Raw genomic sequence first — 12,180 nt, 5'->3', positions numbered from 1 at the left:
ACCCCTCACAACATGCTATAAAATCCACTTACTTATATACTCATTAATATGCGTTTACTACAAGAAGTCCCACAATTTATACTTGCATTTCATATCTCGCAACTGAGGATAATACTTTGGAAAATTATTGCTCTTAATAATTTTAATAGTTGCAATTACTTAAGTATATCGCTTTGCTAAGATCACATAAATTACTACTTTCAGTATTTAATAACCTAGTATAGCAAACGGTTTTATAAGGACATTATCAGCAATACACTTCAATGAGCAGAGTTAAACTGGGCTTTAAGAACTGGAACTTTTCAGTAGACAAACAAACAACTTTGGAGGCCTACGAACAGGTTGAAACATCTGGAGCTGAGTCTTGTGGATGCGATAACTGTCTCAACTTTGCTGCTCAACGAACCAACGTCTACCCTAACGAAATCAAGGAACTTTTGACAGAACTCGGTATCAACTGGATGAAAGAAGTAGAGGTTAGTCATTATGCGAGAACTGCGCCCGAACAGCATTACTATAGTGGGAGGTTTCATTTCCTAGGAACTTTTGATGGCAAGAACTGTGAAATTCCATTGCAGGGCGGCAGTAATGGGTTTTCCCTCGACTTAACACCTATAAGTGAAACATTTAGCATTGGCTTCCGACATAGTAGCGATTTAACAGCTTTCTCAGACAAAAATAAACTGGTACAAATTGAATTTGAGTGCAAAATTCCATGGGTTTTAACGGAGAAGTCTGAGCCTGATTGAAAGCTGTTAAGCGGTATAGTGAATGGCCATACTGCGTATTTGATACTTTTTGGCAACTTGCTCATTCTGTTGGCTTTTGTCTTCTAGTTACTTCAATCTTTTTGGACTTAGACTTGCTGAAAGCAGTGCATCCTGGACACTGTTGCGGAGCTTAGGCAGTTTCACTACATTAGTGCTTTTTACAATGGGTATAGCTACTTGCCATATTTGATCGTTATAGGGAACCTCCATCTCACGAAAAATGAAGAAACATAATGTCTTGCCAGTCATCTTCGGAGCATCATTAATGCTGGTAATCATATTTGAAGAATTTCTTTATCGAAAAATCTGGGTATTTGAACCCATACTGATCGCTATTATAGGTATAGGTAGTTTCTTTATTCTATTAAATTCTTTAATGAAAAAAAACTGGAAAAATGCTATAATCATTTCATTATCGGGTTTGATTGCTGGAACTATTTATCTTCCAAGGACTGAACTGCTAAAAAGTAAGCCTATACTTAAGGCGAGATTAATTGACGATTTAAGCAGTTTAAGCTTAACTCTTAGAGAAGATAAAACTTTTGAACTTGTTCAGGAAACCTGGATGGGGACGTTAGAAGCGTTTACAGGTAAATACCAAATTGACGGAACAAGAATTATTTTTCTAGATGAACCATATGACAATGATTTCATACCTAACACAGTGGACATATACAATGATAAAATAATTCTGAATGGTGATATAAATAAACCAGATACATCTTTTGCACAATTTTTTGACATTCAATTAAACTTGTTGAAAAATCCCGATCACAAAGGATAAAAACATAGGGTTAGCGCGCAATTAGAATGTTGATCGAATTTTGGAATATAACCAAGTATAGTTAAATGTATAAGCCAGTATTGGCTCGTAGGGAATGCAAAACGCAGTTCAATCCCTACTTTTTTTATCCAGAAATTGCACAACGTACTGCCGGAAACTATAACCTCCCCCATTTATAATCCTTAATTAGACTACACAAACCCTCAATTAGGCTACATACAGCGAATTGCTACAAACCATCTTTGTATTTCAAAACTTAAAAAGTAAGAAATATGAAAATAGTATTGACAGGCTCATTGGGCCGTATTGGAAAACCACTCACACAGCATTTAGTGGAAAAGGGGCATCGGGTAACTGTAATCAGCAGTAAAGCCGAAAGACAAAAGGAAATTGAAGCGCTTGGAGCCACAGCAGCCATCGGCAGTATGCAGGATGTAGATTTTTTAACATCAACATTTAAGGTTTCTGATGCTGTTTACCTCATGATCGCCTGGGATGCTATCGGTAACATCTTCGATAAAAACATTGATTTTCCTACTGAATTCAACAAAATCGCTAATATCTACAAACAAGCTGTGGAGCAATCGGGCATCAAAAATGTGGTGTATTTAAGTAGTATAGGAGCACATACTAACAAAGGTATAGGAAGCCTTTCTGTATATAGCGGTGTGGAGGATATCATGAATCAATTGTCTGAGGAGGTATCCATCAAATTTATGCGTCCTGTGGCATTTTATACTAACCTGTACAGATTTATGCAAAGCATGAAGACCGATGGCACTATTGTGCAAAGTTATGGTGGTGACACTAAAGAACCGTGGGTGTCACCAGTGGATATTGCCAATGTGATTGTGGAAGAACTGGAAAAGCCTTTTGAGGGCAGAAGCTTTCGCTACATAGCCAGTGAAGAAGTCTCGCCCAATGAGGTGGCCAACATTTTAGGGGAAGCCATAGGAAACCGGGATTTGAAATGGAAAATAGTACCGGCTGAGCAGTTACTGAATGGCGTGCTTGCCTCAGGCATGAATGAATGGGTGGCCAAAGGATTTGTAGAAATGCAAACAGCACAAGGAAATGGAACACTCTATGAAGATTTTTATAAAAACAAACCTGTAATGGGTGAAATCAAGTTGACTGATTTTGCCAAAGAATTCACCTCAGTTTACAACCAGGAAGTTTAAAAACAATTAAATGATGATTAAAAAAGTATTAATTACAGGAGCCAATAAAGGTATTGGATTAGAAACAGCAAGGCAATTATTGCAACAAGGCTATTATGTGTATTTAGGTAGCCGTAGTATTGAAAGAGGGAATATTGCCGTAGAAAAACTGAAAGAGGAAGGGTTTACCAATGTAGAGTTCATTCAATTAGACGTAAACGATATCGCTTCGGTAGCTGCAGCCAGAATGGAATTGGGAAAAAGGACAGATGTATTGGATGTACTCATCAACAATGCAGGAATCAATGGCGGTATGCCTCAGAATGCATTGAATGCAAATATTGAGCAGCTGCAAAATGTATTGAATACCAACTTGTATGGGGTTGTACGCGTTACACAGGCATTTGTAGATTTATTGCGTAAATCTGCTCAACCTCGTATTGTCAATGTATCATCAAGCGGCTGCTCCTTAACCTTGCATAGCGACCCAACCTGGAAGTATTACGACCACAAATCTGCAGTGTATGCCCCTTCAAAAGCAACCATGAATATGTATACCATTGCCCTGGCTTATGAACTGAAGGATGAGAATTTTAAAGTGAATGCTGTTTGTCCTGGCTTTGTAGCCACCGATTTCAATGGGCATCTCGGCACCGGAACAGTTCAGGAAGCAGGAACGCGTATCGCCAAATATGCTACCATTGGTGAAGAAGGGCCAACCGGAAAATTCATTAGCGAAGAATATAATCCTGAAACAGGTGAATGTCCCTGGTAGAATGCCGGACAATATTTAGTAAATTTATAATATGAAAAAAGCAGATAACAGTTTTCAAATATTTCAATCTTTATCTGATTTGCATCGGGTGCTTGGCTTACCAAAGCCATTGCACCCGATGATAAGTTTTACAGACATTAAGGATATCAAAATCTTGCGGGAAGAGTTGGGCAACGCTTATATACTCAATTTTTACAAGATCTCTTATAAATCAGATCTTTGCGGACAAGCAAAGTACGGGCAAAACTATTATGATTTTGGTGAAGGCGGATTGGTTTATACTGCGCCCAATCAACTTTTTGAATTGAATCACAATCCTGGTACCGGTTTTTTATTGCTCATTCACCCCGATTTTTTGCTAAACTATCCATTGGCAAAAAAGATTAAGCAGTTTGGTTTTTTTAAATATTCAGCCAATGAAGCCTTACATATTTCAGAGAAGGAAAAGGAGACCATATTTTCTATTTTTAGTATAATTGATGAAGAACTACAGAATAGAATTGATGATTTCAGCCAGGATGTGATGATTTCACAAATAGAATTGTTATTGAATTATAGTAACCGATTTTATAAAAGACAATTCATCACCCGGAAAGCAGTAAATAACGACTTGCTGGAAAAGATGGAAGGCTTTTTAGACGATTACTTCAATCAGGAGAAATCACTTACTCAGGGAATTCCTACCGTACAGTTTCTTGCTGAACAACTCAATATTTCTCCAAGTTATTTAAGTGACCTTTTACGCTCCTTAATTGGGCAAAGCGCACAACAATACATCCATAGTAAACTGATTGAAAAAGCAAAGGAAAAGCTCTCAACCACAAAATTAACAGTGAGTGAAATTGCCTATGAACTGGGTTTTGAACACTCCCAATCATTTAGTAAACTTTTCAAAACAAAAACGAACCAGTCACCATTGGAGTTCAGGCAATCTTTTAACTAAAAATCAATTACAGTATTCATCACATCTATGTAAGCCTGGTAAGAGAAATCAACACCAAAAACACTAATACTCACCAATCATAAAAAGTAGATAGGATTTTATTTCTGAATACAGTATGTTCATGGCTTTTAATCAGCTAAACGACAGTAAGCTAAGTGTAAAAGTTTTTTAATATTTAGAACTGGCTAAAGCACAACAATACCTGAGCTTTGGGGCAGTCTGAAAGGTTTCCTCTTCTCTATTATCTTTGGTCATGGCTAAATAGATGGCGTTTGAGAAGTCTGCCTGAAAGCTTAGCAAATTGTTTGAGGTAATTTAAACACACAAATGAAAATCATTATAAGGCTCACGATTTTATCAGGGTTAATTTTTCTGGTTTCATGTAAATCAGAAAATGGAAAAACAGAATTAAAAGAGAGTTATTCTCTATCTGAACAGGAAATGCTTCAAGATTTTGAAGTGTTTGAATCCATTTATAAAAAAGCAAATGCAGGTCTTTATAAATATCATTCCCGGAGTGAAATAGATAGTGTTTTTAGTAAGAATAAAGCGGAAATAAAAGATAATGTTTCCTACAGAGAATTTTATAATATTCTATGGAATGTAATTGATTATACGGGAAGTTGTCATAATGAATTAACTTACCCGGACTCTTTAGACAGCCATTTAAGTAAGCAAAAAATATTCTTTCCAATTCCTATTAAATACCTAGAAAACAAAGTTTTTACGAACCTTGAGTATAAAAACATACCAATAGGAAGTGAAATAATCTCTATCAATAATGTAAATGCAAATCAGTTTGTAACTTCAATAGCAAGGTATGTAAGCACGGACGGGTTTAATAAAACAGGTAAATACAAAAAAATAGAAACAGATTGGTTACCATTTTATATTTATTTATCTGAGGGAAAGCTAACCCAATTTGAAATAGAGTATAAAGCACCCAATTCCGATAGCCCTAAAAAAAGTACAATCGAAAGTGTTTCTTACAAAGATTTTTATGCGAATTACAATAAACGATACTCGAAAGAATTTGAGAGTAAATTTAACAATGATTATTCCTATCAATGGATAGATAGCTTAAGTACAGGATTTCTGGAAGTACATACATTTGCAATGGGTGGGCCGGAAACTGATGGGCATAAAAAGTATGCTGCATTTTTGGATTCTGTATTCACAACACTTAAAACGCAAAAAGTGGAGACCCTAATTGTTGACGTGCGAGGTAATGGAGGTGGAAACGACCCTAACGATTTGTTATTGTACTCATATTTAACCCAAAGAGAATTTAAGGAAAATACTTCTGCATTTACCTTATTTCAGGAAATACCTTTTCAGGAATATTATATTGATGATGATGTTGAAGAGTTAAAAAACGACCTTAAAGAAGAACACTCAATATTGAAAGAGGGTAAATACTACCAAAACAATAATTTTAATAAAGTGTGGAAATCCCGGGAAAATGCTTTTCATGGAACCATTATTTTATTAATTGATCCTTATGTTGCCTCTGCGGGTTCATTATTTGCAAGTTTGGTAAAGAGTGATGAGAACACAGTTGTTATTGGGGAAGAGACCCTGGGTGGTTATTATGGACATACTGGACATATACCGGTAAATTATGAACTTCCTAACTCGAAACTTCATCTGACATTCTCCATTGTTGACCTCAACCAGGATGTAACGCAATTATCAGATGAGAAATTTGGTGATGGCGTTAAACCTGACTTCAAAGTTGGCCAGTCTTACCAGGATTTTATGAATAATAGAGATACTCAACTGAACTTTGCAATTCAAAAAATAGAAAAACTGTAGCTAATGTTGAAATAAGATGTGCAAAGTGTCAATTTTAAACTAAATGAAATTAAACAAATATAAGGTTAACGTATAAATGAGGCTGAATTTCATGAGAAATATTGACTTGAAATTAGATATTCACGAGAGTGACTTTATTCATTGGTTTCAAGAATCTATTGATCGACCAGGTTTTCTTGAAAATGCTATAGACAAATCGGATAAAAATTTGTTTGGCCAATTGAATGAGAAGGAATTCTGGATAGAAAAGAAGAATAAGTTCTTCTTCAAAGGCCGATTTTCTCCCTTCGGGTTGGATCTTAGTTCAATATCTGGAATATATGAAATCGGAGATAACTCAATTCAGCTATACCTCAGGATAATGTTGAAGCCACAGATAAGGAACATTGTATTACCTGGAGTATTGATTTGGACTTTAGTAGGCTTTTATCAGTACTTTGCATTCAAAAATACCTGGACAATCCAATTAGCAGGTATGCTTTGGTTGGGTATAGCTTTTATAATTTGGAGAATTAATGCAGATGCTAAACTGATAAGAAAGTATATAAAAGAACAATTTGAGTAAACCTGTCTATAATAAAAAACACTAAGAACAGCATAATAATGCCAGCCCATCATACAAGAAATGTTTACTTTAGAATATTTCCTGAACCTGATAAGTGGCAGAGACCCTTTAAAAACAGCCTGTCATAACTCAAAAGAATATTAATGGTGTGAGTTGTTTTAGCTTTGTACCATATTATTTGTAGCTACACACTAGTAGGCCTTTACATTTGTTGCTTTGGTCGAAATAGTCTTTTTTCTTTTGCGAAAATATCTATATTTCCGAATTCGAATGATTAGCCAAAGCACTATTTAAAACCAAACCTTATGAATTGGAAAAGAAATCTTTCAACAACTTATGTATTCTTAAGCTTGTTTTTTCTGTTTTCCCTCTATAGAATTTTAGTTTCAATTGGTTCAGAATCATTTATCACTGAAATTATTATAGTGACTCTCTCTTTAATTGGTATGTATCTTCACTTTTTTTATATCAGAAACTTGAAATTGTTATTGGAAAAAGATGCAGTAAATGAAAAAATGATAAAATCACATGCAGGAGCATACTTCGGGTTAACAATATACCTGGTGCTCTTTCTGGAAGTTATCGCCGGTGCAGTTTTAGTTTTTTTTCAAGGCATCAACAATACGCAATTTATTCTTATTAATGCTTTTAAAGCTATTGTTTTGGCGGGTTTAGTTATTTTGCTATTACGATCTGTAAAAATGGGAAAGAGAATTAGCCCTGAAATTAAAGAAACTAAAAGAGTAGGATTTTTTGGTACCTGGAAATCAGCTGTGGTGCTTATCGTATTAGGAGTTTTGAAAGTACTATTACTTGGTGTATCTAATGGAATAGGAATAAGTTTAATTGTTTTCGGGCTTATCAATTTAATCATCTATTTAAGTAAGCATTTGGAAAGGTGATTGACAAGTAACCTCAATTAAACAACACTTTAATATTCTAATTAGGAAAGCATATGAGTAGCATTAAGTTTGGCGTAAGAAGTGTAAGAGTAAAAGCTTATGATTTATCCAAGTTTCACATATCAAAAGAAGAAGCTGAAAGTTTTGCTGTGAAATATGAATTGCTTGATCTATGGAATTTTGATAAAGAGCATAAAGTAGAAGCTCCTCAGGTAGAAAAAAGAGTGATGTATTTTCACATTATTTTCATTCCTATTTTTCCCGTAGCTGTTCACTGGACCATAAGAAATAAAGAGGGTATATTCAAGGTAAATACTATCTGCAAACAGAAAATTAAATCAGTTTATCCAAAGAGCTATGGCCCTTGGTATTCATTTTTAGCCCCTATTTTGTTGTTAGCAGGACTAATTATGTATGGTGTTTTTGATTTCACAGAAAGTAAATTAAAAGAACATAAAGCAAGTATAAGAGTTAAGGCCGAAAGACGAAGCTTACTAAAGGCGCTTGATACTACAAAAACACCTTTCTATTTAGTGTTAAGTGCTCCTTTCAAATCTGATAAACGTTTTTTACGAGTTGATTCTATCGTTAGAAATAACTATTACATCAGTAGCTTGGCTCAGGATTTAAATATTTTTAATTATCAGTCTGTAGATTACAATTACCACGATGCATTCAAAAATTATTCAACTTTTTCCAATGTGATTGCTGGAGACTCTATAATTGCATTAATCCCTGAGAACAGAGAAGATGACTCGTTCCGTAACAGCAATTATAAATTAAGGAGAATAGTGCCTGTGGATAGTATGGAAATTCCAAATATAGAATTTGACTTTCGTCTTAGAGGAATTACCATTAAAAATCATGGTAAACCTGTTTCCCTCGTTGATTTTAAAGACAAAAGTGTTACACCTGGCAGGTGGGAGGTAGAAACTGATAAATATCTTGCAATTGAAACAACAACCAGAGCGACTTATCTACCGACAGATAAAGAAGTAGAGTCCTGCCTCTTAGAATTTACCTTTACCGATAATAAAAACCTGTATACTTATGAAGTGAAAGGAGTTTACAAAAAAGCAAATACCTATACCGCTTTTACTGAGACCTCCGTAATGAGATTATAATTATATTTCTCCTTAAAACTTTAATTCATTATGAATACAATATGAATGGTCGCTAAAGTAATATTGGCGTTAATTTATAATAGAATATGGTGTTTAGATAATAAAACCAGGTGCAGGCCTCCTTTTTATTTAACTACTAGTCTCCCTAATTTAAGTAGTAAACCATTTTCATTTCCCATGAGTAACCTAAAGAACGAGAGCTAACAAATGTTAAAATAAATGGACAACCGGGTTTTCAGCAAACTACTACGTTCGATTCAGAAAAAATCAGGGGTTATGGAATAAAAAAACAGGGAGCTTTATTTTATTAAGAACTCCCTGTTTTATAATGTAGGTATGTAGTAACTATTCTAGTAAAACACGTCTGGTTTCCGAGCTATCATCAGAATATTGTAATTTTATTAAATAAGTGCCCGGCACTAATCTATTAGTATCTATTGTTAACCCATCATTAGTTGATTGAGTATTGTAATTGTTAACTAATTCACCTTTTTCGTTAATTAAAGTGATTTGTTTGATTTCCAAATCTGTGTTTTTATTAACAATGCTTAAACTCCCTGTGTTAGAGGGGTTTGGGAAAACAGAAACTTCAGAGTTAACTTGCAAAGGTATTATACCTCCCCTTACAGTAACATTTGTGCTAAAAGTTTGTCCGTCACAGGGGCCTCCTGAAATGGTCACAGAAATCGTATATGTTCGGAAACCGGATGAAGGTGTAGGTACTCTAAATGTAACAAATGATCCTGAACCAAGAATTGTAGCATTAGGAGAAATTGACCAGGAGAAAGTAGCACCAGTTCCTGCATTCAATACCTGAGCATCAATAATTGCAAACCTCCCCAGATTTTCCGCAAATGCCACGAGGGAGGCAGTACAAGAAACAGGAGGGTCCTGAACATTTAAATATCGAACTACACCGTTTCCATTTGTAGCTCCCACAGATATAATTGAGGTACTACCTTGTATTTCGCGGCTCACTATAGCATTGCTAATGTTTGTGCTGGAGGTGTTAAAAATGTTTACACCGTTTACAGTACCAATACCTACTGACCATTGGGAAGGTGTTCCATTAAGTCCTGTGACCGAAGCTGTAAAAGGCAACCCTTTGATTACCGTATTATCGTTAACTCTGCCTGGTCCGCCAGTTACAGTAATTCTTTGGGCAATGATCGATGAAGATACTATTGCCATACAAAACAGAAGTAATAGATATTTTTTCATAATTTTACTTGTTAAAGGTTTATGTTGAAAATTAATTATTTGGCAAACATTCTATTTTTAAAAATGTTTCATTTTTTTTATTGAAAATAATTTGTTGCTAATGAATGGATGCGTTTTACTTAAGTGAGAGCATATTTAATACTTTATTATCATTGCTTTTCTGTTGAAACAGATAGGATTTTATCTCTGAATCCAGTAAGTTCAGTACTTGGAATAAGCTAATAAACAGACGAGTGTAAAGGATGTAAATTTGTAGAGTTATCTGTTGTTGGTATTATAAATATTATAAAGAGCATAATTACACTCTGCTTATTTTATTGGAATGTCATAACAAATTCTACAGAAATATAAATGACAATTATCGAAAAGGATAGTCGTATTGCTCCATTTATAAAAGAGATAATTCTATTGGAGAGTGATAGATGCTTTGACCATAAGCTTCCTTTCTATGCAGATGGCTATCCAGGGATTATGTACTCTGAAACGGATAGTGGAGTAAGACTCCTTCCTGCCAATAAAACTCTTCCCATTTTTTTTCTGTACGGACAAACCATTGAACCGATAGAGCTCCAAATTAAAGGAGCATATAAACTCATCGTATTTCAATTATATCCTTTTGCTACTCGTCTACTCCTGGGCATCAACCCAAAAGATATTAATGATGAATGCTATGATTTAGCAAATGTTAAAAATGTGGATACAAAAGCCACCATTTCTCAGCTTATTATAGAAAATACAAATAAGCAAATTCAAATAATTTCAGATTACGTACTTGAATTAGTAAAAAATTCTTCTGTCAATCCTGATAATGCAATAAAATTAGCCGTCTCAACTATTATCAACACACGAGGAGTATTGCTAATTAAAGAGCTAAGAAAACACCTTTTTATTACTGAAAGAACTTTTGAAAGGCGCTTTGCTAAAGAAATAGGAGTTACACCCAAGCAATTTGCTAACATTATTCAATTCAGTTTTTCTCTCAATCAAATTAAGGAGTCTGATTATACCAGCTTCACCAATATTGCCTACGAAAACGGATTTGCTGACCAATCTCACTTTATAAGAACTTTTAAAAAGTTTACAGGAGCTACTCCTAAAGAAATGCTGCCAAAGATCTTATAGATGTTTTTGACGGTTTTGTTCAATTTTCTGCTTTATAATCTTCCCACTTTTACCTCATAAAATTTCTTGATATGAAGCATGTATGCTGTTGTCATGTATGCTCTTGTGTATCAAACCCAAAAAATGATATAACACTCAGAATAACAAAAAAACATTCAGGTAAATAAAAAACTAACTAAATAAAAAGATGGAAAAGAGAATTGTAATATTTGGTGCTACGGGTGGTACCGGACAGGAACTCGTAAAGCAAGCCTTAGCAAGTGGAATTAGCGTAACAGCATTTGCAAGAACCCCTCAAAAACTGAAAATATCTCATAATAAGCTGAAGATTATTCAAGGAGATGTTTTGAATTATGATGATGTGATTCATGCTGTAGATCAACATGATGTGATATTCTGCAACCTCGGAGCACCAGCTTCGGATAAATCTAATTTACGTGCAGACGGAACGGCTAATATTGTAAGAGCAATGGAAGAAAAAGGAATTAAAAGATTAATCTGTCAAACTTCTTTAGGCTATGGTGACAGTAAAGGAGTATTGCCCTGGTATATGAAATATATAATAGTTCCATTCATTTTAAAGAATGCATTTCAAGACCATGAACTACAGGAAGTAGTTATTGAAAAATCACAACTTGACTGGACGATTGTAAGACCTGGAAATATGACGAATGGGGAAATGACAGGAGCATATAAGCAAATCCTTAAACCAATCGAAAGAATAAAATTGAAAATTTCGCGGGCTGATGTTGCACATTTTATGCTTAATCAAATAGAGAGTAATCAATACCATCGTAAAAAGGTGGGAATATCATATTAAAAAGTACGCAGGCGCTATTCATCAGCGAATCGGAATTAGGTTCTTTAGAGCTTCTGTTGAAGCCACCTCGAAGGCAGGCTCTGCTTATAAACCTGCAGATGTTTTTCTATGTGGGTTGAATAGTAAGGATAAGAAATGTTTTGTAACATCGCTTAGTACAAAACACACGAATGCCAGCC

The 12,180-nt window shown here is 34.8% G+C and carries 12 protein-coding genes; 11 read left to right on the top strand and 1 reads right to left on the bottom strand.

What is annotated here, in order from left to right:
* The first annotated feature begins 263 nt into the window (after window positions 1-263).
* The 9 genes from IEV85_RS03595 (at window position 264) to IEV85_RS03555 (ending at window position 8,838) form a co-directional block, all read left to right on the top strand.
* Complete coding sequence (locus IEV85_RS03595) at window positions 264-749, top strand: hypothetical protein (protein WP_188460433.1); 486 nt, start codon at window positions 264-266, stop codon at window positions 747-749.
* 241 nt (window positions 750-990) lie between these two features.
* Entirely contained in the window at window positions 991-1,554 is a 564-nt protein-coding gene (locus tag IEV85_RS03590) for a hypothetical protein (protein ID WP_188460432.1), read from the top strand.
* A 272-nt stretch (window positions 1,555-1,826) separates the two neighbouring features.
* A complete protein-coding gene (locus IEV85_RS03585) occupies window positions 1,827-2,735 on the top strand; it encodes an NmrA family NAD(P)-binding protein (protein ID WP_188460431.1) in 909 nt (302 codons plus the stop codon).
* Window positions 2,736-2,745: 10 nt separating this feature from the next.
* Window positions 2,746-3,489 (top strand): SDR family oxidoreductase, encoded by a 744-nt coding sequence (locus IEV85_RS03580; protein WP_345259257.1) that lies wholly within the window; start codon window positions 2,746-2,748, stop codon window positions 3,487-3,489.
* 31 nt (window positions 3,490-3,520) lie between these two features.
* Window positions 3,521-4,432, top strand: a complete 912-nt coding sequence (locus IEV85_RS03575; protein WP_188460430.1) for a helix-turn-helix domain-containing protein — start codon at window positions 3,521-3,523, stop codon at window positions 4,430-4,432.
* Between the two features lie 327 nt (window positions 4,433-4,759).
* On the top strand, window positions 4,760-6,247 hold the full coding sequence (locus IEV85_RS03570; protein WP_188460429.1) for a S41 family peptidase: 1,488 nt from the start codon (window positions 4,760-4,762) through the stop codon (window positions 6,245-6,247).
* A 91-nt stretch (window positions 6,248-6,338) separates the two neighbouring features.
* Window positions 6,339-6,812: a hypothetical protein gene (locus IEV85_RS03565; RefSeq protein ID WP_188460428.1), complete on the top strand. Its 474-nt coding sequence runs from the start codon at window positions 6,339-6,341 to the stop codon at window positions 6,810-6,812.
* 305 nt (window positions 6,813-7,117) lie between these two features.
* Window positions 7,118-7,714: a hypothetical protein gene (locus tag IEV85_RS03560; RefSeq protein WP_188460427.1), complete on the top strand. Its 597-nt coding sequence runs from the start codon at window positions 7,118-7,120 to the stop codon at window positions 7,712-7,714.
* Between the two features lie 53 nt (window positions 7,715-7,767).
* Window positions 7,768-8,838 carry a hypothetical protein gene (locus tag IEV85_RS03555; protein ID WP_188460426.1) on the top strand — a complete coding sequence of 357 codons (1,071 nt, stop codon included), beginning with the start codon at window positions 7,768-7,770 and terminating at the stop codon, window positions 8,836-8,838.
* A gap of 345 nt (window positions 8,839-9,183) precedes the next feature.
* On the opposite strand, the gene IEV85_RS03550 is transcribed toward IEV85_RS03555, so the two are convergent.
* Window positions 9,184-10,059 carry a T9SS type A sorting domain-containing protein gene (locus tag IEV85_RS03550; RefSeq protein ID WP_188460425.1) on the bottom strand — a complete coding sequence of 292 codons (876 nt, stop codon included), beginning with the start codon at window positions 10,057-10,059 and terminating at the stop codon, window positions 9,184-9,186.
* Between the two features lie 351 nt (window positions 10,060-10,410).
* Here IEV85_RS03550 and IEV85_RS03545 point away from each other — a divergent pair, with 351 nt between their 5' ends.
* Both IEV85_RS03545 and IEV85_RS03540 read left to right on the top strand, forming a co-directional pair.
* Window positions 10,411-11,181, top strand: coding sequence for a helix-turn-helix transcriptional regulator (locus tag IEV85_RS03545; RefSeq protein WP_188460424.1), 771 nt, complete (start codon window positions 10,411-10,413; stop codon window positions 11,179-11,181).
* Between the two features lie 187 nt (window positions 11,182-11,368).
* Window positions 11,369-12,001, top strand: coding sequence for an NAD(P)-dependent oxidoreductase (locus tag IEV85_RS03540; RefSeq protein WP_188460423.1), 633 nt, complete (start codon window positions 11,369-11,371; stop codon window positions 11,999-12,001).
* Window positions 12,002-12,180 lie beyond the last annotated feature (179 nt).

This window comes from Marivirga lumbricoides (assembly GCF_014636295.1).
Lineage (GTDB): Bacteria > Bacteroidota > Bacteroidia > Cytophagales > Cyclobacteriaceae > Marivirga > Marivirga lumbricoides.
This window is presented reverse-complemented; position numbering and strand designations above follow the sequence as displayed.